The organism is Vibrio sp. TRT 1302 (assembly GCF_050113875.1).
GTDB lineage: Bacteria > Pseudomonadota > Gammaproteobacteria > Enterobacterales > Vibrionaceae > Vibrio.
On record NZ_JBNJOF010000036.1, the window covers coordinates 1 to 19,455 of the forward strand.

Sequence of the window (19,455 nt, forward strand, 5' to 3'; positions counted from 1 at the left end):
ACACCACTGCACAGCAGCAAGATAAAAAACAGTGTTATTATTTTATTCATAGCTCACCTCAGTCCCTGACACGGATATTGCTGGATTCGGTGCCCTTAATAATGGTGACACTAGGGGCAACATATTTTTTGACCACTTTTTCCTCTTCATGAGGATTACGTAATGCTAACTGTATGTCTCCACGACTTTGGGCAGACAGCAACTTTTCGGCCTGACTAGGTGTCACCTCTAACGTCACAGCCCTTACGATAATTGGTTTGTTTTCTTTGGTTCTCGCCGTTTGGTCAACAGCTAATACTTTGATTTCTTTGAGCACTGTTACGGTATTAGCCGAGTTTTTTCCGTACTTGATCGTATTTAACACATCCACCTTATTGCCCGGCAGCAAGAAGCCCGCAACACCAATGACATCGTTTACCCGAATGGTTACAGCTCGTTTATTCTCTGGGATGAGAGATGCTAAGGTTGAGCCCTCTCCCTGATTGGCTAGACGGCTAACATGGATTATCTCGCCAGGATAAACATTGCTCGCAACAACTTGCCCGATCAATTCTTCAGCCGATGTAAATTGAGATTCTGAGCGCCACGCTTTTTCTAGCAACTTATTGGTAATGTGCTGCTCCTCAATCACCGTCCCTGCGGGTATTTCCTGAGAGGCAATGATCACCGGCTCTCGCTCAACCACCTCAACTTCAGTTTGAGGCTGCAATTGGTTGTCCATCCACTGTTTGGCAAAAAATACGGCTCCTAAACCAAACGCAATGGAGAGTAAAAAGAGTAATATGACTTGATTTCGACTCATCGAGCGCCTCCTCCTTTGCCATCAGCTGTAAAGTACACTTCCCACGCACGGCTTACGATTTCAGAGGAGATAACAGGTTCAACTTCTTCAAATACGATGATATCTCGGCTGATCCCTACAATGTCTTTTGGTAAACAAGGATAAAAGCCCACGTCATGCTGACGATGTAAGTCAAATAAAGTTTCAAAACACCCTTCGGTAAGGGTCAGATTTTTAGATTTCGCAATAATGCCCCACAGTTCGCGATACTCTTCTTCGAGTAGTGGACCAAACTGAATCTTGTAGCCAAGTCGACGTAAAAAAGCCGGGTCACTGATCTTTTCTGGATCTAGGTTCGTAGAAAAGGCCAGAGTGAGGATAAAAGGTATTGAGATTTGTTGACCATTGGGCAAGTTCAGATAGTCGTAGAAATATTCCATCGGTACGATCCATCGGTTAAGCAATGTATCAACTGGCATCGGCTGGCGACCCAAATCGTCGATAATAAAAATTCCGTTGTTGGCCATCATCTGTAGCGGAGCCATCCATACCTTGTTGTGCTCGCTATGATTAACCTCCAGCATGTCCATGGTTAATTCCCCACCGACTTGGATACTGGGTCGCTCACAAAGGCACCAACGGCGGTCAAATTGTTCTTTAAACGTGATGGACTGAATATCTGAGCTGGATACCCTCTTGTGATGCTGAGGGGAAAAGACTTTGATGATGTTACCCGCGGCAAAGACAGCGTGAGGGATGTAAACCGAAGTATTGAGTGAGTTAAGAATTTTTGTCGCGACAAAGGTTTTACCTGAACCTGCACTGCCGTAAAGCAACAACGCTCGGCCAGAATTAATCGCGGGCCCCAAAACTCCGACCATACGATGAGCGCCCAGTACATCTGAGAGTGCATACTCAACATCGGCTCGATTAACCATTTGAGCTCGAACGTCCTGCACCTTGACCATTTCGCAATATTGATTCAAAGAGACGGGTACTGGGCCTAAATAGGCGTCTTTTACAAAAGCAGTATCGGCTTCCTGCATGCCTGATTCTGACAAACCATAGCGCACATGTCCGGTAGATTGAGTGGAAAACGTCGAGGAAGCAGCTTGAAAAACCTCGACCATTGACTTTGATCTTAGGCCTGCGATGACATCCTCAATCATATGACTGTTGATACATAACAACTTGGTCAATTGGAGAATGTCAGACTTGGGATAGGCGGCAATATGTTTGATGACCAGATTTTCGACCACCGCTTTGGGTATTCCTAAGTCGTCGAAGCTTGTTGGCACAGGGGGTTGCGGAGCTTGCGGCGTCAACTCTGTTCGATGTTGAACCTTGGACATTGCCTGAACCATAAACACTCCTTGTGATTAATTCAGAAAATAGAAATAAAGCGCTACTCCAACAACAACGACTGGCGCAAAAGGCATTTGATATCGTCCTCTGCTACCATCAGGGCTGGTTAAAGCTTTACTGCCCGAAGAACCATACATGACATAAATCGAGTATTTGTTTAGTAACGATTTAAATTGGTTAGGTGACTCTGCGAGGCGAAGAAAGGCATAGAAGAGGCCAATAACCACGCTTGCAACTGCAATCCAATAAACCGCTCCCAAAATATGCCCACTGCCAAGCCAAAAACCCACGACACCCAAAAGTTTTACATCACCGGGAGCCATCACTTTTAAAAAATAAAAAACTAAAGCAATGCCAAAACATGTAATGCCACTAACGGATGACCAGAGTAGGAAATTATAGTCTTGAAGGACAATAGCCTTATTAATAAAGCTAACAAAAAGAACAACTAATAATAATGAGTTAGGTATTCGGTGCTCTTTTGCATCAGATACGGCTATAGCAACTAGCACGATCCAAATAAAAAAATCCATCTAACAGTCCCCAAAATTATTCAGTCCTACTCACTAAATATAGACCCAAATTGTTGAGATAACAGTTCTCCAAACGCAATAAATAACCCTGAGAAACCAACCACCAATAAGCCCGCACCTACCACATACTCGACGACGGTTAACCCCTCTTCATCCCTAAAGAAACTGATGAAAGACATAGCCAAAACCTCCAAGTTGAACAAAAGGAAGTTGCCCACAACACAGTTATGGGCAACTTAATTCTTAACCAACTATAGTCCAAAAATCAGTCACACGGCGACTAACTGAGCCTAATACGTGATAACTCGATATCCTAACCTCCAGTTGATGCATTTTCAAAAACTGTACCCAACTGTGTTTCTAGTACTGAACTGAAAGTACCAAAAATACCTGCTAGACCGGCTACCAATAAACCTGCACCAACAACGTATTCCACAACCGTTAGACCTTCTTCGTCTTTCATAAATTCAGAAATGTTTTTAATAAGCTTGCTCATGATTTGTCTCCTTCCAAAGTTCATTAAGCTATTTCGCTTATTGATAATTTAGATTTATTTGAGCAATAACAGTTAGGATTATTTTGGCTATCTTTGGTACTTTTTTGCCATTAACTATCAGAGAAAATGAGCACATTCGCTCGTCAAATAAACAAATACTAAAATTAGGCTATTTATTCAAAAATAGTCCTTCATATACTTTCTTTTTAATTTAATGCGCTTACAAAGCACTTTTAGTTACTACTATATAGCCACTCTACTAAAGTTACACATTCTCACTTTTGATACTTGACAGAAAGCTGACCACTATTTTTAAGTGATCTCGATCGCATTAAAATGCCAACTAATCATTCAATGGGTCAATAAGAGACTTGGCTAATATCAATTAACAAACTAAGCTAATTGGTACAGTTCGCGTGATTAAAACTAAAACAAAATAAGGACTTTACACAGTGGATGTGTTGCACAAAGGTTACTGGCTCGGACAATCGGTGACGTACGTCGCCAAAGATATCGTTCGGGACCTAGAAAGATACTTTCATATTCTCGACTATGGGTATGATGTGTCTGTCCTTAGTGAATCTGAAATACATTTCTGTTTTTTCTGTTACGAAGCCTCTTTTCACTCACTATTTCTTACTGCCGCAAAGCTTTGTCAAAACCTAGATAAACATCTAATCGTGGTATACGACAATGAACTCCCCCCAGAAATTGCCGAGTTGGATGTGGTTTATTCAACCTTTAACCTCAGTCACGATGACTCTCGGGCTTGGAGTGATGAACTCAATAAGCAGGTCTACTACCAGTTTTCAAAACACCAAGAAATCCTTGATATCCATAAGTTAGTAGAGAACCATCAACACAAACATATCAACAAGGATCTGGTTGAAATGCTGAGGTATATCGATAAGAACCTCTCAAGAACGATTAGAGAAGAGGACGTTGCAGAATACTGCCACTACTCGGTGACCTATTTTTCTAAGTTTTTTCACAAAACGATTGGAGTCAGTTTCCGGGATTACTTGACACTCAAAAGAATCAATCTCGCTAAGCAACTGCTAACCAATGAGCGCAAAGAAAAAATATCTTTTATCGCTTTCCAATGCGGCTATAACGATGTCTCTTACTTCTCCCGCATCTTCAAAAAAAAGACGGGTATTAGCCCAGCAGCCTACCGTCAACTTCACTAATCACGCGCTGGTCACAAGAAACTCCTAAACTTACTCTTAGTGCTTTCCTCCTATTTATTTACCATGCTAGAGTTAACAATCTATTAACAATAAAAATAACCATAATTTTGCCAATAACACGGAGTTAGAGAATGATTCAGCCTAACGAGTTAAGCAAACCAACCTGTGCTCTCCCACCACCCAACGAGATGATCCTAAAATGGGCAGCGGAGCGCCCTAATGAGGTTTATCTTAAACAAATTATCAACCGCCAATTTATCGAGTTCACCTACGCGGAAGTTGCTGATCAAGCACTGAAGCTAGTCACTGCACTCAATAATTTGGGTATCCAGCCAGGCGACAAAGTTGCACTGGTATCAAAAAACTGTGCCGAATGGTTTATCTGTGATTTAGCCATGACGCTTGGTGACTTTGTCAGCGTACCGATCTTCCCTACCGCGGGTGCTGATACCATCGAATACTGTCTGACGCACAGTGAAAGTAAAGCGCTGATTGGCGGTAAGCTTGATGATGCAGCAGCAACACAGCAAGTGATCGATGCGATGTCTGACCTTGTTACCATCGCTCTGCCGTATGACTCTGCACCAAGTTGCCAATACCAATTTAAACAGTTGATCGCTGATTGCGAACCAAGCCAGTATCGTCCAGAGCATTACGACGATAAATTGATGTCGTTAGTTTATACTTCCGGCACATCGGGAGTGCCGAAAGGCGCAATGCTCACTTATGGCGCGTTTAGTTGGTCGGTCCAACAACTCATCAATCACATCGGCATTCAAGAGAACGATCGTCTGTTCTCCTATTTACCACTAGCCCACATTACAGAGCGAGTCTATATCTTCGGTTCTTCTATCATGGGGGGAGTTCAGACTGCCTTCCCTGAGTCTCTCGATACGTTTATCGAAGATGTAAAAATGCAAAGACCCACGCTGTTTATCTCAGTGCCTCGTCTTTGGACGCTGTTCCAACAGCGTATTCAAGATAAACTGCCGCAGAAAAAACTTAACATCTTGCTCAAAATTCCATTTGTTAACTCTTTGATTAAAAAGAAACTCGCAGATGGACTCGGGTTGGATAAAGCCCGCGTGCTAGGCTGTGGTTCTGCCCCTGTGTCTCCAGCGTTACTTGAGTGGTACCACAGCGTCGGCCTGAACATCACAGAAGCTTGGGGGATGACTGAGTCGTTTGCCTACAGCACACTTAACTACCCATTCCGTGCAGACAAAATCGGTAGTGTTGGTAATGCAGGGCCCGGCATTGAACTGAAAATTGCCGAAGACAATGAAATCATGGTCCGAGGAAAAGGTTTATTCTCCGGCTACTATAAGAACGACATCGCGACTCAAGAGTCATTTGACTCGGAAGGGTGGCTACACACTGGTGATATTGGTTCTATAGACAGCGAAGGATACTTAACCATTCAGGGCCGTAAAAAAGATACCTTTAAAACGGCTAAAGGTAAGTTCGTCGCCCCTGTACCAATTGAGAAAAAACTGTTCGAATACAGCCGTGTAGAAATGATGTGTCTGATTGGTCTGGGACTTCCAGCGCCAATTTTGCTTGTCGTTCCTCATGATTTCCCTAATTTTGATCGTGCTCGTTATGAGCGTACGACGAAAAAAGTCATCAAGAGAATGAACGCTGAGCTTGAGTCTCACGAGCAAATCAAAGGCGTCTTAATGATCAAAGATCCGTGGAGCATTGAGAATGGTATCTTGACGCCGACGTTGAAAATTAAGCGTCATGTTCTTGAGCAAAAATACCACGAGATTGGGCACAACTGGCCTAAAGGTCAGCTCGTCGTGTGGGAAGAGTAGTTTTGCACTGAGATTTAAAAGGAGAGCCTACGCTCTCCTTTTTACTTTTCGGCATAAAGTAAAGAGATTATGATGCTCACTTGCCACAAGAATACATAGGGACAGTATATGGATGCTAGGTTGCATCACCTGCCAGGATTGCGCTACTTTGAAGTCGCGGCAAGGCTCAATAGTTATAGCCGAGCAGCCGAAGAGCTTTTTATTAGTCAGGCTGCTGTGAGCCAAAAAATTCGCCAATTAGAGGATGGGTTAGGCTGTAAGCTGTTCGTCCGTGATGGCCGAGAAATGCGTTTAACCGAACAAGGAAAAATCTTGTTTAAACATGTTTCTCAAGGCTTCGAAACGATTATCAGTGGTCTGAACCAAATCCAGAGCGAACCAGTTGAAGGCTTACTGTGCGTTAGTTCAACGCCGTCATTTGCGTCTCGTTGGTTACTACCGCGATTATGGAAATTCTCTACTCAATACCCAAGTATCCCTATTCGTATCATTACCAGTTGCGACGCTCCCAAACTAAAACAGGGTGATGCCGACCTAGCTATATGGCAAGGCGATACTCTGGACGTCAGTGACAACCACAAGCTACACAAAGAGTTTCTCTTTGAAGAAACGATCTACCCATTTTGTTCTCCCCATCTAGCGAAAACAATCAACTTGTCGACGCCCGAACAGCTACTTGGTTGCTGGTTGATTCACTATGAATCAGGAGGTTACCCATGGCGTGCTTGGTTTGCCGAAGCCGGAGTTGAAATGAACAAAGAGTCGGTGAGATGGATGGATGTCAGTACCTTTGATCATGCAATGAATGCGGTGATGGCAGGTCATGGCGCTTGTTTAGCCTCAGACTCACTCGCCGCCGACTATGTAGAGAGAGGGTTACTCATTAAACCATTTGATATCGGTATGACTCCAGGCATCCAATTCAACCTGTTCTACAATGATGAGTCCCCACGACGAAATCGAATCGCTGCTTTTGCAAACTGGCTACATAGCGAAATAGCAGGCTAAGCAACAAAAAGAGAGCCATTCATTAGGTTTAGGCATTATTGATAGCCGTATCCCAAGGTAGGCTGGGATACGGAGCGCTAGGAACATGTTACCCCATAAAAAAAGCCCCAGTCTTGCGACTGGGGCTTTCAAGCTATTTAGCTAACAATAAGAATTACTTCTTAGCGTTACGCTCTTTAACTTCTGCGATTACTTGCTCAGCAACGTTTGATGGACAAGCTGCGTAGCGTGCGAACTCCATAGAGAACTGACCACGACCAGAAGTCATTGTACGTAGCGTACCGATGTAGCCGAACATTTCTGATAGAGGAACGTCAGCTTTGATACGAACGCCAGTAGCACCAGCTTGTTGGTCTTTGATCATACCACGACGACGGTTAAGGTCACCGATAACATCACCAACGTGGTCATCTGGAGTAAATACGTCAACGTTCATGATTGGCTCAAGAAGCTGTGCACCTGCTTTAGGCATTGATTGACGGAATGCGCCTTTCGCTGCGATTTCAAATGCGATTGCAGATGAGTCAACTGCGTGGAAGCCACCGTCGAATAGCTCAACTTCAACGTCTAGCGTAGGGAAGCCAGCTAGAACACCAGTTTGCATCATGCCTTCGAAGCCTTTCTCTACTGCAGGCCAGAATTCCTTAGGAACGTTACCACCTACAACAGTTGACTTGAACGTGAAGCCAGAGTTTGGCTCACCTGGTTTGATGCGGTAATCGATCTTACCGAACTGACCAGAACCACCAGACTGCTTCTTGTGCGTGTAGCTATCTTCAACTGCTTGAGTGATAGTTTCACGGTAAGCTACCTGTGGAGCACCTACTTCTAGCTCAACGCCGTAAGTACGCTTAAGGATATCTACCTTAATGTCTAGGTGAAGTTCACCCATACCTTTAAGGATAGTTTCACCTGAATCTTCATCAGTCTCAACTTGGAATGATGGATCTTCTGCAACCATCTTACCAATAGCGATACCCATCTTCTCTGTAGAACCTTTATCTTTAGGTGCTACAGCGATAGAGATTACTGGCTCTGGGAAGATCATTGGTTCTAGAGTACATTCGTGCTTAGGATCACATAGAGTGTGACCTGTTTGAACGTTCTTCATACCTACAACAGCGATGATGTCACCAGCTTGAGCTTCAGTGATCTCTGTGCGGTCATTCGCTTGCATCTCAACCATACGGCCGATACGCTCAGTCTTACCTGTCGCAGCGTTAAGGATAGTGTCACCCTTCTTCATGCGGCCAGAGTAGATACGAATAAATGTTAGTGCACCAAAACGGTCATCCATGATCTTGAATGCTAGCGCTTTTAGTGGCTGATCAGCATCAACGATTGCTTTTTCGCCAGTTGGTTCACCAGTTTCAGGATCAGTTAGATCTTGTGGTTCAACTTCTGTTGGGCTTGGTAGGTAATCTACTACAGCGTCAAGAACAAGTTGCATACCTTTGTTCTTAAATGCAGAACCACAGAATGTTGGGAAGAACGCTAGATCACGAGTACCTTTACGGATACAAGCTTTGATTTGCTCGATAGTTGGCTCTTCGCCTTCCATGTAAGCTTCCATTAGCTCGTCGTCTTGCTCAACAGCAGTTTCAATCATTTCTTCACGGTATTGTTCTACATCGTCAACCATGTCTGCTGGAACATCTAGAATTTCGTAGTTTTCTGGAAGACCAGTTTCGTCCCAAACGTACGCTTGACGAGTTAGAACGTCTACAACACCAACGAAATCGTCTTCACGACCGATTGGCAGAGTCATAACTAGTGGGTTAGCACCTAGTACTTTCTTAACTTGCTCAACAACGTTGAAGAAGTCTGCACCCATACGGTCAAGTTTGTTTACGAAAATGATACGTGATACTTCAGATTCGTTAGCGTAACGCCAGTTAGTTTCTGACTGAGGTTCAACACCGCCAGAACCACAGAATACACCGATACCACCATCTAGTACTTTAAGTGAACGGTATACTTCAACTGTAAAGTCAACGTGTCCCGGAGTATCGATAACGTTTAGACGGTGGTTTTTCCACTCACACGTTACAGCTGCTGACTGGATTGTGATACCACGCTCAGCTTCTTGCTCCATGAAGTCAGTAGTAGACTCACCGTCATGTACTTCACCAGTTTTGTGGATTTTACCAGTAAGCTTCAGGATACGCTCAGTGGTGGTAGTTTTACCCGCATCAACGTGCGCGAAAATACCAATGTTTCTGTATTTCGATAAATCTGCCATTGTCTTACTCTGTTAATAAGGTATAAATTGCGCGCAGAGTATATCACAATCTGTCAAGACTGATACCCTTGCGTGCGCTGTATGTAAAAAAAACTTGTCTCACCAATATTAGCAGTTAATTCACCAATTAAATGGTAAATTTGCTGGTATTGATTAAGCTTTCTCAGAATAAAAATGCTGCTCATTCGGTAACAAGCAGCACCTCATATTTTGCTATTGTCCTTCGATTAGCGAGGACAAATCTCCGACTCTGGGAAGAAGAACTCGATTTCGCGAGCTGCTGATTCCGGACTATCTGAACCGTGAACTGAATTATAGCGCATGCTTACAGCGTAATCAGCACGAATGGTGCCACATGCTGCTTCTTCTGGGTTAGTTTTACCCATAAGTTCACGGTAACGTGCAATCGCGTTTTCGCCTTCAAGTACTTGAACCATGATTGGTCCAGAAGTCATAAATTCTTTCAGTGCAGGGAAAAACTCTTTGCCTTCATGTTCCGCATAAAAGCCACTCGCCTGCTCTTCAGTTAGGCGAACCATTTTAGCTGCAATGATCTGTAGACCTGCTTTTTCAATGCGGTGATAAATTTCACCAATTAGATTGCGTTCTACTGCATCGGGCTTAACGATAGAAAAAGTTCTTTCAAGAGCCATAAGGTATCCTTTCGTTTTATCTTTGTTTTAATAGAAGAGGCTCTGCGGCCTCTTAATGTTATTTGCTCGCTTGCTGCATGAGCAAACCAGCCAAACTACGTACGCCTACGCCTGTCGCACCTGCGGCCCACTTATCTGTTGCCGCTTTACGATACGTTGCTGCGCAGTCGAAATGTAACCAGCCTTTCTTGTAATCTTCCACAAAATAAGACAGGAATGCCGCCGCTGTACTAGCACCTGGTGAGTAGTCACCGCTACAGATGTTTGACAGGTCAGCAAAGTTAGATGGCAACATGCTTCGATGGAACTCTGCAAGCGGCAGTGGCCACAAACCTTCGTTCTCTTCGCGAGCGGCTGTGAGTGCCTGATGAGACAGTTCGTCATCAAAGCTCATTAACGCATGGTAATCATTACCCAAAGCGTTTTTCGCAGCCCCAGTTAGGGTTGCGCAATCAATGATCAGTTCTGGGTTCTGTTCACACGCGTAGATTAGTCCATCCGCAAGCACAAGGCGACCTTCAGCATCAGTATTCATGATCTCAACAGTCTTACCGTTTTTGTAAGTGATGATATCGCCAAGTTTAAGCGCACGGCCAGAGATCATGTTCTCTGCACAACAAAGAATGAGTTTTACACGTTTGTTTAGGCCGCGCATGATGGCTAAGCCTAAAGCACCTGTGATGGTGCCCGAACCGCCCATATCCGCTTTCATCGCAGTCATAAAACCCGATGGTTTGATACTATAACCGCCTGAATCAAACGTAATGCCTTTACCAACTAAACAAGCAAATACAGGAGCGTTTTCATCACCTGTTGGGTTAAAGTCAAGCTGAAGCATTGCAGAGGTTCGCTCAGAACCACGTCCGACCGCATAAATACCTTGCCAACCTTCCGCTAGCAGATCTTTATCTTTTACGATACGAGCCGTTACTGTACCTTCTGGTGCAACAGATTTAATAAACTCAGCAGCCATAGTCGCTAACTGACGAGGCGCCACTTCTTCCGCAGTCTTGTTGATAATATCACGCGTAAAATCTGTCGCTTTGATACGCGCTTCTAGCTCTACTTGATCCGCCTGCGCAAGTTCTTGCCATGCAAGCTGGTTAATTTTTTTAGGGCCGCGGTAACCTTGGTGGAACGTCCAAACGTTTTCCAAGTTCCAGCCTTCACCAGCGAGAGTTAAAGACGCCACGCCTTGAGCATCAAGTTTACGAGCCGCCTTTTGAATCGTACCAAGATCGTCTTCTTCAACTAGGTGGATAGTCGCACCGTGATTAGAAAATGAAACGATCGCGTTAGCTCCCCATTGAGGGGCTGCAGCTTCTTGGCTTAGAAATACTGACATCTGTGTAGACATGGTTTCTCCTTGTCTTTACTGGCGTTGTCTACGCCTTCTTCTATTTACCACTGGATGTTAACACTTTAATGTGAAATTGATAAAAAAACGGACCATAAGGTCCGCTTTTTTTAGTAAATTTTGTTAACTGAAAGGGTTTTACCGCTAGGGTTAATCCATTTCATCCATCCAACATAGGATCACAGCTTCCAGTATCTTCTCATTCGAACGGTTTGGTTCATCATCAAAGTCATCAAGTTCCATGATCCACTGGTGCAAATCAGTAAAACGAACGGTTTTAGGATCTGTATCAGGAAACTTATCACATAACTCAATAGCAATATCGCGAGAATCTGTCCATTTCATTACTTACCTTCCTTACTGTAGCGTTACGATGGGTGGTCGGGTTGAGACGATTAATGGTCTTCCGATGCGTGGTTTAGTGTGTATTTAGGAATCTCAACGACTAAATCTTCATCAGCGACTTTTGCCTGGCAACCTAAGCGCGACTCAGGCTCAAGACCCCATGCTTTATCTAGCATGTCGTCTTCAAGTTCATCACTCTCTTCTAAAGAGTCAAAACCTTCGCGAATAACAATGTGACATGTTGTACAAGCACATGATTTTTCACACGCATGTTCAATACCGATGCCGTTTTTTAGCGCAACATCAAGGACCGTTTCACCTGTCTTGGCTTCTAAAACCGCGCCCTCTGGGCACAAATCTTCATGCGGTAATACGATAATCTTAGGCATAACTCTATCTCTTAAATATCATCTACTGATTGACCTGACAGTGCAGCTCGAATCGATTTATCCATACGGCGAGAAGCGAAGTCTTGGCTCGCCTTGTCAGTATCTTTGATACCTTGTTCTATTGCATCAGCACTGTCGCTATTTCGTAGCTCAATGAGTGACTCAATCGCTTGAAGCAGTACTTGTCGTTCTTGCTCAGAAAGGAGTTCATCACCATCCGCCTGCATTGCAACAATCAAACCTTCAATCACGCGGTCAGCTTCAACACGCTGCTCTGCTAAGGCTCGAGCCTGCATGTCTTCTTTCGCATACGTCATTGAGTCTCGTAGCATGGTGGCAACTTCATCATCACTCAATCCATAAGACGGTTTCACTTGGATTTCCGACTGAACACCGGTGCTTTTTTCCATGGCGGTAACCGAGAGTAAGCCATCTGCATCAACTTGGTAGGTAACACGAATATGCGCAGCACCTGCTGCCATTGGTGGAATACCTTTCAAAGAGAAACGTGCAAGTGAACGACAATCATCCACCATTTCGCGCTCACCTTGTACAACATGAACACTCATGGCGGTTTGACCATCTTTGAAGGTCGTAAACTCTTGAGCTCGTGCAACAGGAATGGTGGTATTACGTGGAACGATTTTCTCAACCAATCCACCCATCGTTTCAATGCCTAACGATAGTGGAATAACATCCAGCAACAGCATCTCTGAGTCGGGTTTATTACCCGCAAGAATGTCCGCTTGAATACCAGCACCAATCGCTACAACTTCATCAGGGTTGATGCTTGTCAATGGTGAACGACCAAAGAACTCACCCACCATTTCACGAACCAGTAATGTGCGAGTAGATCCCCCAACCATCACCACTTCCAGAACATCATCGGTATCGACTTCTGCATCCTTTAATGCACGACGACATGACATCAGTGTTTTCTTAACTAACGGCTGAATCAGAGCTTCAAATTCTTGACGAGTAACCGCCCCTGTCCACCCTAGCACTTCAACATCAACACTTTCTTGTTCAGAGAAATCGATCTTGGCTTGAGTCGCTACGTTTAACACAATACGGTTGTGCTCGGCAGATAAAGGCGTCGTCAAACCGGCTTTTTCGATGAGGTAGTCAGCAAACAAATGGTCAAAATCATCACCGCCTAACGCCGAATCACCGCCCGTAGCTAAAACCTCAAAGACACCTTTTGATAAACGCAGAATCGAGATATCAAATGTACCGCCACCAAGGTCATAAACCGCAATGACACCTTCCTGTCCAGAATCAAGACCGTAAGCGATCGCAGCTGCTGTTGGTTCGTTCAGCAGTCGAAGGACGTGTAAGCCAGCTAGCTTAGCCGCGTCTTTGGTGCCCGCTCTCTGAGCATCATCAAAGTAGGCTGGAACAGTAATAACCACACCTGCAAGCTCACCACCTAATGTTTGCTCAGCTCGCTGACCTAAGGTTCTTAGAATGTCAGCAGAGACTTCTATTGGATTTTTGTCGCCGCTCGCGGTTTGAATGATAGGTAAACCACTGTCACTCGCTTTAAACTGGTACGGAGAGCTTGGGTAACGATTTTTAATATCTTCTAGAGAGCGACCCAGTAAGCGTTTTACGGAGATGATGGTGTTTACAGGGTCCACTTCTGCTTTCGCTTTAGCTGCGTAACCCACTTGAGGTGTATCTCCAGAATAGTTCACTACCGAAGGTAAGATACTCTGGCCATGTTCATCTTTTAATGTTGCAGCATCACCACTACGAACAGAAGCAACTAGCGAGTTAGTCGTACCTAAGTCGATACCAGCTGCAAGTTTATGCTCATGGGGTGCCGAGCTTTGACCCGGTTCTGCAATTTGAAGTAGTGCCATGGGTGGTCCTTTTTTTCACTAGCCGAGGAGTTTGTCTTCCACTAGTTCTATTTCGTTTTGAAGTTTGGCAATAAATTTTAACTTTCGGACTCGGTCAGCCGCTTGCTGCCAGTCTGAGTCATTAAGCTCCTGCTCTACAGCAGTCAGTTGCTGCTTAAACATTTTGCTCACTTTAGATTCAAAGTCGAACAGAGCTTCTTCAGGATCCGAGCTTACAGAAATCTCTTCAAGTTCCTCACGCAATTCCATTTGCTCCATAAGAAACATAGGGTCTTGCAGTGTTTGTTGTTCACCTCGAATCTCAACACCATTCTCCGCCAACAAGTACTCAGCGCGTGAGATTGGCTTTTTTAGCACTTGGTACGCATCGTTAATTTCAGCCGCTTTTTGTACCGCCATTAGACGATCTCGTTCTGAAGCCGTGGCAAAGTTATCGGGATGGAACTGTTTTTGAAGTTCACGGAACTGTGAAGAAAGAAGGCTACCATCCAGTTGAAACTGACTTGGTAGCCCAAATAATTCAAAGTAATTCATGGAGAGTTCGGTCCTTGGGAATAACCCTGTGGACCTGGACGCCCACAGGTACTATCAATTAAACGTTGAAGCTTTCACCACAACCGCATTCGCTTTTCGCATTTGGGTTATTAAATTCAAACCCTTCATTTAAGCCTTCTTTAACGTAATCCAATTCAGTGCCATCTAAATACACTAGGCTTTTTTGATCGATTATCACTTTTACGCCGTCGTGCTCAAACACTGAATCTTCTTCGTTAAGCTCATCAACAAACTCAAGTACATACGCCATTCCAGAACAGCCTGTCGTCTTCACACCCAAGCGTAAACCAATGCCTTTGCCTCGGTTTTCTAAGAATGTTCTAACGCGACTCGCCGCGGTTTCTGTCATTGTGATGGCCATACTGCACCCTAGTTTGTCTATATTGCGAATGGAATAGGAGGATTAACCTCCTATTATATACGGATTACTTATTGTTGGTGTTTTTTCTTGTAGTCAGCTACCGCTGCTTTAATTGCGTCTTCCGCTAGGATTGAGCAGTGTACTTTCACTGGTGGAAGTTCTAGCTCTTCTGCAATTTCAGCATTTTTAATCGCCGCAGCTTCATCAATGCTCTTACCTTTAACCCACTCAGTAACTAGTGAGCTAGATGCAATCGCACTACCACAACCGTATGTTTTAAACTTCGCATCTTCAATAATACCTTCAGGTGTTACTTTGATTTGAAGCTTCATTACGTCGCCACACGCAGGAGCGCCAACCATGCCGCTACCTACCGATGGGTCTTCTTTGTCAAATGAACCAACGTTACGTGGGTTCTCGTAGTGATCAATTACTTTTTCGCTGTATGCCATGATAATTTACCTCGAATCCTCTATCTATTTCCTGGGAATAACCTGCGATTAGTGGTGTGCCCACTCAACCGTATCTAGGTCAATTCCTTCCTTGTACATATCCCATAGAGGAGACATGTCGCGCAGTTTAATCACTGCAGTACGAATCTGTTCAATTGCGTAGTCAATTTCTTCTTCTGTCGTAAAACGACCAAATGAGAAACGAACTGAACTGTGTGCTAACTCATCATTTAGGCCAAGAGCACGCAGTACATATGATGGCTCTAGACTTGCTGATGTACATGCGCTGCCAGAAGAAACCGCTAGGTCTTTAAGCGACATAAGCAGTGACTCGCCTTCAACGAATGCGAAGCTAACATTTAAGTTATGCGGTACGCGCTGTTCTAAATCACCGTTTACCGTCACAGCTTCGAGATCTTTCACGCCGTCAAGTAAGCGGTTACGTAGTGCTAGTGCATGGTCGAAGTCTTTTTTCATCTCTTCTTTAGCGATGCGGAAAGCTTCACCCATACCAACAATCTGATGAGTCGGTAGAGTACCTGAACGGAAACCACGCTCATGACCACCACCGTGCATTTGAGCTTCCAAACGAATGCGAGGCTTACGGCGTACGTATAGAGCACCAATGCCTTTAGGACCGTAAATCTTGTGCGCTGACATAGAAATTAGGTCAATCTTCATTTCTTGAACGTCGATTGGTAGTTTGCCAGCAGACTGTGCAGCATCTACATGGAAAATGATCTTACGCTCACGGCATAGTTCACCGATTGACGCGATGTCTTGAATCACACCAATCTCGTTGTTTACATGCATGATAGAAACAAGAACCGTGTCTTCGCGCATTGCAGCTTCTAGCTTTTTAAGATCGATAAGGCCGTTTGATTCAGGCTCTAGGTAAGTCACCTCAAAACCTTCACGCTCAAGTTGACGGCATGGATCTAGAACTGCTTTATGCTCTGTCTTACAAGTAATGACATGCTTGCCTTTCTTCGAATAGAAATGAGCAGCACCTTTAATAGCAAGGTTATCTGACTCAGTTGCACCCGAAGTAAATACGATTTCACGTGGATCTGCATTTAGTAGATCAGCGACTTGCTCGCGAGCAGTATCTACCGCTTCTTCTGCCTGCCAGCCGTAACGGTGTGAACGTGATGCTGGGTTGCCAAACGTACCGTCCATAGTCATGTACTGAACCATTTTTTCAGCTACACGAGGATCAACAGGACAGGTCGCTGAATAATCTAAATAAATAGGCAGTTTCATTCTCTACTCCAATGTAACAGGCAAACCGCTTAAGAGCGGACGTTAACACCGATGGGTGCGGTGTTTGTATTTTTATTAGCAAACCCATGATTAACGGCAAGATCGAGATCTTGTCGATCTGAAATTTCGATGACTTCGTTGTCTTTCATCAACTCACCTAACGTGATGTTGTTTAAGAAGTCACTGATACGTGAACTTAAATCTCGCCACAAGGTATGGGTAAGACAGCGTGAACCGCCTTGACAATCTCCCTTACCATTACATTTGGTAGCATCAACAGATTCGTCCACTGCTGCGATCACTGTACCGATCGCAATTGAATATGCATCTTCACCTAGGCGGTAACCACCACCCGGTCCACGCACACTCGCAACTAAACCAGCTTTACGTAACTTTGAGAAAAGCTGCTCTAGATAAGATAATGAAATACCCTGACGCTCTGAAATATCAGCCAGAGGCACTGGGTTTTGCTGTGAGTGCAGAGCCACATCTAACATGGCTGTCACTGCGTATCTTCCTTTAGATGTAAGTCTCATATAACACCATATCCACACCGTTTATGTGGTATGAATTCTTTCATACCTGAGTAAAACGGTCAAGTATTTAATTGACTAAATTACTCAGGTATTTATCCATAGTCACATTATGGTTATAGACTACTGAGAGATACGCTTCTCTATCGCGGTAAGCACACCACGTAGAATATTTAATTCTTGTGCTTCCGGCCTTGCGCGGTTGAACAAACGTCGTAGTTTATTCATTACTTTGCCTGGCTGTTCTTCACTGATAAATTGGGTATCCTTTGCCACTTTTTCAAGGTGTGCAAAAAACAATTCCAACTCTTTGTGTCTTGGGTACTCTAACTCTTCTTGCTTGGCGTACTGACTTTGCTCACGCTCTAAATACGCCATACGTATTTCATAGCTTAACGTCTGAACTGCCATTGCTAAGTTGAGTGAACTGTATTCAGGGTTGGCGGGGATACACACGTGATAATGACAAGTTTGAAGCTCATCATTTGTCAGCCCTGTACGTTCGCGACCAAATACTAGTGCAACGGGCGAGTTTTGACCCTCAGAGACAAATTTTTCACCGCATTCTCTAGGTTCAAGCATCGGCCACTCTAACGTGCGCGAACGTGCGCTAGAACCGACGACTAATGCACAATCAGCAACCGCTTCATTTAAATCACCTACAATTGTGGCATTTTGTGCAATATCGGCTGCTCCTGCGGCCAAAGCAATAGCCTGTTCATCAACGCTACACTGAGGATCAACGAGAACAAGATTCGATAAGCCCATAACTTTCATTGCACGAGCCGCTGAACCGATGTTGCCAGAGTGAGATGTCCCAACGAGGACAACTTTTACGTTGTTGAGCATTAATGATTTCCAAGAGTAAAATTCGAGCCGCAAGATAGTACCATATACCTGAGTAAAATGGTCAGACCCTTTTCGCGATTAAAACTGAAAGTGCAAAAATTAACCACTTCCATTTAGCTATTTATCTGGTATACTGCCGCCCGTTTTTCTGTTCTTTAACATCCGTTGGGAAATTAGTATGCATCCAATGCTTAATATCGCTATTCGTGCTGCACGAAAAGCTGGCAATCATATTGCTAAATCTTTAGAAAATGTTGAGAAGATCGAATCTACTCAAAAAGGCACGAATGACTTTGTTACTAACGTAGACAAAGAAGCGGAAACTATGATCATCGATACAATCAAGGCTTCGTACCCTGATCACAGTATCGTTGCTGAAGAAAATGGCGTCATCGAAGGTAAAGACCAAGACGTTCAATGGATCATCGACCCACTGGATGGCACAACAAACTTTGTTAAAGGTTTACCTCATTTCTCTGTATCTATCGCTGTTCGCATTAAAGGCAAAACAGAAGTAGCGTGTGTATACGACCCAATGCTAAATGAACTATTCACTGCACAACGTGGTGCTGGTGCTCAGCTAAACAACGCTCGTATCCGTGTTAAGCAACTTAAAGACCTTCAAGGCACAGTTCTAGCAACTGGTTTCCCATACAAACAGAAGCAACACTCTGAATCTTACCTAAAGATCATGTCTGCTCTATTCGTAGACTGCGCTGACTTCCGTCGCACTGGCTCTGCTGCTCTGGACCTATGTTACCTAGCTGCTGGCCGCGTTGATGGCTTCTTTGAGCTTGGCCTAAAGCCATGGGACATCGCAGCGGGTGAATTGATTGCTCGCGAAGCTGGCGCTATCGTTACTGACTTTGCTGGCGGTACTGAATACATGAAATCTGGTAACGTAGTTGCGTCAAGCGCGCGCGGCGTTAAAGGCATGCTTAAACACATCCGTGAAAACGGTAACGAAGCAATCCTGAAGTAATTATCTGTACAGCTGATATTTTAAAAACCACTCAATAGAGTGGTTTTTTTATATCTAAAATAACCTGTAGAGTTACGTCTGTTAACGCAAGAACCTCAGCTCGAATAACCGTTATTGCATAGCCACTTTGTTCATTACGACGAATTCAGCACACCAGAGCTGCAAGGCGGTCGTTCGATTGAACTTAGATAAACTCGCTTCAGCTCTACAACGGCCATCACACCTCTCCGAACCATTGGAATCAACAGCCACACCGAGAGCCCATTAGCACAATGTAAGAACGCCAAATGGCAGGGGTGGAGAGATTCGAACTCCCAACACGCGCATTTTTTTGGTATCGGTGGAATCCGCTGCTTTGTCGATACAAGCATGAGAAAGCAAAAAGGCTCTAGTCTTTCGACTAGAGCCTTCTTAAGTAT

21 protein-coding genes are annotated in these 19,455 nt (G+C 44.3%); 4 read left to right on the top strand and 17 right to left on the bottom strand.

Annotation, left to right across the window (positions count from 1 at the left end; genetic code table 11):
* Positions 1 to 58: 58 nt before the first annotated feature.
* The 5 genes from cpaB to ACQEXP_RS20840 form a co-directional block, all read right to left on the bottom strand.
* A complete protein-coding gene (cpaB, locus tag ACQEXP_RS20820) occupies positions 59 to 802 on the bottom strand; it encodes a Flp pilus assembly protein CpaB (RefSeq protein ID WP_269377723.1) in 744 nt (247 codons plus the stop codon).
* Positions 799 to 2,145 (bottom strand): AAA family ATPase, encoded by a 1,347-nt coding sequence (locus ACQEXP_RS20825; RefSeq protein WP_426971426.1) that lies wholly within the window; start codon positions 2,143 to 2,145, stop codon positions 799 to 801. The genes cpaB and ACQEXP_RS20825 overlap by 4 nt, the downstream gene beginning before the upstream one ends.
* A gap of 15 nt (positions 2,146 to 2,160) precedes the next feature.
* Entirely contained in the window at positions 2,161 to 2,679 is a 519-nt protein-coding gene (locus ACQEXP_RS20830) for an A24 family peptidase (RefSeq protein ID WP_426971427.1), read from the bottom strand.
* Positions 2,680 to 2,705: 26 nt separating this feature from the next.
* The gene (locus ACQEXP_RS20835; protein ID WP_426971428.1) at positions 2,706 to 2,858 is read right to left on the bottom strand and encodes a Flp family type IVb pilin; all 153 of its coding nucleotides are present in this window, start codon (positions 2,856 to 2,858) and stop codon (positions 2,706 to 2,708) included.
* A 134-nt stretch (positions 2,859 to 2,992) separates the two neighbouring features.
* Complete coding sequence (locus tag ACQEXP_RS20840; protein ID WP_426971429.1) at positions 2,993 to 3,175, bottom strand: Flp family type IVb pilin; 183 nt, start codon at positions 3,173 to 3,175, stop codon at positions 2,993 to 2,995.
* Positions 3,176 to 3,627: 452 nt separating this feature from the next.
* Here ACQEXP_RS20840 and ACQEXP_RS20845 point away from each other — a divergent pair, with 452 nt between their 5' ends.
* The 3 genes from ACQEXP_RS20845 to ACQEXP_RS20855 all read left to right on the top strand — a co-directional run bounded on the left by ACQEXP_RS20845 (position 3,628) and on the right by ACQEXP_RS20855 (position 7,190).
* The gene (locus ACQEXP_RS20845) at positions 3,628 to 4,365 is read left to right on the top strand and encodes a helix-turn-helix domain-containing protein (protein WP_426971430.1); all 738 of its coding nucleotides are present in this window, start codon (positions 3,628 to 3,630) and stop codon (positions 4,363 to 4,365) included.
* A 131-nt stretch (positions 4,366 to 4,496) separates the two neighbouring features.
* The gene (locus ACQEXP_RS20850; protein WP_269377728.1) at positions 4,497 to 6,182 is read left to right on the top strand and encodes an AMP-binding protein; all 1,686 of its coding nucleotides are present in this window, start codon (positions 4,497 to 4,499) and stop codon (positions 6,180 to 6,182) included.
* Between the two features lie 108 nt (positions 6,183 to 6,290).
* A complete protein-coding gene (locus ACQEXP_RS20855; protein ID WP_269377729.1) occupies positions 6,291 to 7,190 on the top strand; it encodes a LysR substrate-binding domain-containing protein in 900 nt (299 codons plus the stop codon).
* A 154-nt stretch (positions 7,191 to 7,344) separates the two neighbouring features.
* On the opposite strand, the gene fusA is transcribed toward ACQEXP_RS20855, so the two are convergent.
* The 12 genes from fusA to trmJ form a co-directional block, all read right to left on the bottom strand.
* The gene (fusA, locus tag ACQEXP_RS20860; RefSeq protein WP_269377731.1) at positions 7,345 to 9,432 is read right to left on the bottom strand and encodes an elongation factor G; all 2,088 of its coding nucleotides are present in this window, start codon (positions 9,430 to 9,432) and stop codon (positions 7,345 to 7,347) included.
* 227 nt (positions 9,433 to 9,659) lie between these two features.
* Positions 9,660 to 10,085, bottom strand: coding sequence for a nucleoside-diphosphate kinase (gene ndk / locus ACQEXP_RS20865; protein ID WP_006881029.1), 426 nt, complete (start codon positions 10,083 to 10,085; stop codon positions 9,660 to 9,662).
* Positions 10,086 to 10,143: 58 nt separating this feature from the next.
* Entirely contained in the window at positions 10,144 to 11,442 is a 1,299-nt protein-coding gene (gene pepB / locus ACQEXP_RS20870) for an aminopeptidase PepB (protein WP_269377733.1), read from the bottom strand.
* Positions 11,443 to 11,592: 150 nt separating this feature from the next.
* The gene (gene iscX / locus ACQEXP_RS20875; RefSeq protein ID WP_138970405.1) at positions 11,593 to 11,787 is read right to left on the bottom strand and encodes a Fe-S cluster assembly protein IscX; all 195 of its coding nucleotides are present in this window, start codon (positions 11,785 to 11,787) and stop codon (positions 11,593 to 11,595) included.
* A gap of 50 nt (positions 11,788 to 11,837) precedes the next feature.
* On the bottom strand, positions 11,838 to 12,176 hold the full coding sequence (gene fdx / locus ACQEXP_RS20880) for an ISC system 2Fe-2S type ferredoxin (protein ID WP_269377734.1): 339 nt from the start codon (positions 12,174 to 12,176) through the stop codon (positions 11,838 to 11,840).
* A gap of 11 nt (positions 12,177 to 12,187) precedes the next feature.
* On the bottom strand, positions 12,188 to 14,041 hold the full coding sequence (gene hscA / locus ACQEXP_RS20885) for a Fe-S protein assembly chaperone HscA (RefSeq protein ID WP_426971431.1): 1,854 nt from the start codon (positions 14,039 to 14,041) through the stop codon (positions 12,188 to 12,190).
* A gap of 18 nt (positions 14,042 to 14,059) precedes the next feature.
* Positions 14,060 to 14,575 carry a co-chaperone HscB gene (gene hscB, locus ACQEXP_RS20890; protein WP_426971432.1) on the bottom strand — a complete coding sequence of 172 codons (516 nt, stop codon included), beginning with the start codon at positions 14,573 to 14,575 and terminating at the stop codon, positions 14,060 to 14,062.
* Positions 14,576 to 14,633: 58 nt separating this feature from the next.
* A complete protein-coding gene (gene iscA, locus ACQEXP_RS20895) occupies positions 14,634 to 14,957 on the bottom strand; it encodes an iron-sulfur cluster assembly protein IscA (protein ID WP_269377739.1) in 324 nt (107 codons plus the stop codon).
* Positions 14,958 to 15,025: 68 nt separating this feature from the next.
* Positions 15,026 to 15,409, bottom strand: coding sequence for a Fe-S cluster assembly scaffold IscU (gene iscU / locus ACQEXP_RS20900; protein WP_138970401.1), 384 nt, complete (start codon positions 15,407 to 15,409; stop codon positions 15,026 to 15,028).
* Between the two features lie 48 nt (positions 15,410 to 15,457).
* A complete protein-coding gene (locus ACQEXP_RS20905) occupies positions 15,458 to 16,672 on the bottom strand; it encodes an IscS subfamily cysteine desulfurase (protein WP_269377742.1) in 1,215 nt (404 codons plus the stop codon).
* A 29-nt stretch (positions 16,673 to 16,701) separates the two neighbouring features.
* Entirely contained in the window at positions 16,702 to 17,208 is a 507-nt protein-coding gene (gene iscR / locus ACQEXP_RS20910) for a Fe-S cluster assembly transcriptional regulator IscR (protein WP_269377743.1), read from the bottom strand.
* Positions 17,209 to 17,328: 120 nt separating this feature from the next.
* Positions 17,329 to 18,054 (bottom strand): tRNA (cytosine(32)/uridine(32)-2'-O)-methyltransferase TrmJ, encoded by a 726-nt coding sequence (trmJ, locus tag ACQEXP_RS20915; protein WP_426971433.1) that lies wholly within the window; start codon positions 18,052 to 18,054, stop codon positions 17,329 to 17,331.
* 178 nt (positions 18,055 to 18,232) lie between these two features.
* On the opposite strand from trmJ, the gene suhB reads away from it, so the two are divergent.
* Positions 18,233 to 19,036, top strand: coding sequence for an inositol-1-monophosphatase (gene suhB / locus ACQEXP_RS20920; RefSeq protein ID WP_269377746.1), 804 nt, complete (start codon positions 18,233 to 18,235; stop codon positions 19,034 to 19,036).
* Positions 19,037 to 19,455: the final 419 nt, after the last annotated feature.

Coding starts and splice junctions, on each gene's coding strand:
- ACQEXP_RS20850 (WP_269377728.1), top strand. CDS start 4,497: ATGATTCAGCCTAACGAGTTAAGCAAACCAACCTGTGCTCTCCCACCA.
- cpaB (WP_269377723.1), bottom strand. CDS start 802: ATGAGTCGAAATCAAGTCATATTACTCTTTTTACTCTCCATTGCGTTT.
- fusA (WP_269377731.1), bottom strand. CDS start 9,432: ATGGCAGATTTATCGAAATACAGAAACATTGGTATTTTCGCGCACGTT.
- iscX (WP_138970405.1), bottom strand. CDS start 11,787: ATGAAATGGACAGATTCTCGCGATATTGCTATTGAGTTATGTGATAAG.
- iscR (WP_269377743.1), bottom strand. CDS start 17,208: ATGAGACTTACATCTAAAGGAAGATACGCAGTGACAGCCATGTTAGAT.
- ACQEXP_RS20835 (WP_426971428.1), bottom strand. CDS start 2,858: ATGTCTTTCATCAGTTTCTTTAGGGATGAAGAGGGGTTAACCGTCGTC.
- suhB (WP_269377746.1), top strand. CDS start 18,233: ATGCATCCAATGCTTAATATCGCTATTCGTGCTGCACGAAAAGCTGGC.
- ACQEXP_RS20855 (WP_269377729.1), top strand. CDS start 6,291: ATGGATGCTAGGTTGCATCACCTGCCAGGATTGCGCTACTTTGAAGTC.
- iscU (WP_138970401.1), bottom strand. CDS start 15,409: ATGGCATACAGCGAAAAAGTAATTGATCACTACGAGAACCCACGTAAC.
- iscA (WP_269377739.1), bottom strand. CDS start 14,957: ATGGCCATCACAATGACAGAAACCGCGGCGAGTCGCGTTAGAACATTC.
- trmJ (WP_426971433.1), bottom strand. CDS start 18,054: ATGCTCAACAACGTAAAAGTTGTCCTCGTTGGGACATCTCACTCTGGC.
- ACQEXP_RS20830 (WP_426971427.1), bottom strand. CDS start 2,679: ATGGATTTTTTTATTTGGATCGTGCTAGTTGCTATAGCCGTATCTGAT.
- ndk (WP_006881029.1), bottom strand. CDS start 10,085: ATGGCTCTTGAAAGAACTTTTTCTATCGTTAAGCCCGATGCAGTAGAA.
- pepB (WP_269377733.1), bottom strand. CDS start 11,442: ATGTCTACACAGATGTCAGTATTTCTAAGCCAAGAAGCTGCAGCCCCT.
- hscB (WP_426971432.1), bottom strand. CDS start 14,575: ATGAATTACTTTGAATTATTTGGGCTACCAAGTCAGTTTCAACTGGAT.
- ACQEXP_RS20825 (WP_426971426.1), bottom strand. CDS start 2,145: ATGGTTCAGGCAATGTCCAAGGTTCAACATCGAACAGAGTTGACGCCG.
- hscA (WP_426971431.1), bottom strand. CDS start 14,041: ATGGCACTACTTCAAATTGCAGAACCGGGTCAAAGCTCGGCACCCCAT.
- fdx (WP_269377734.1), bottom strand. CDS start 12,176: ATGCCTAAGATTATCGTATTACCGCATGAAGATTTGTGCCCAGAGGGC.
- ACQEXP_RS20905 (WP_269377742.1), bottom strand. CDS start 16,672: ATGAAACTGCCTATTTATTTAGATTATTCAGCGACCTGTCCTGTTGAT.
- ACQEXP_RS20840 (WP_426971429.1), bottom strand. CDS start 3,175: ATGAGCAAGCTTATTAAAAACATTTCTGAATTTATGAAAGACGAAGAA.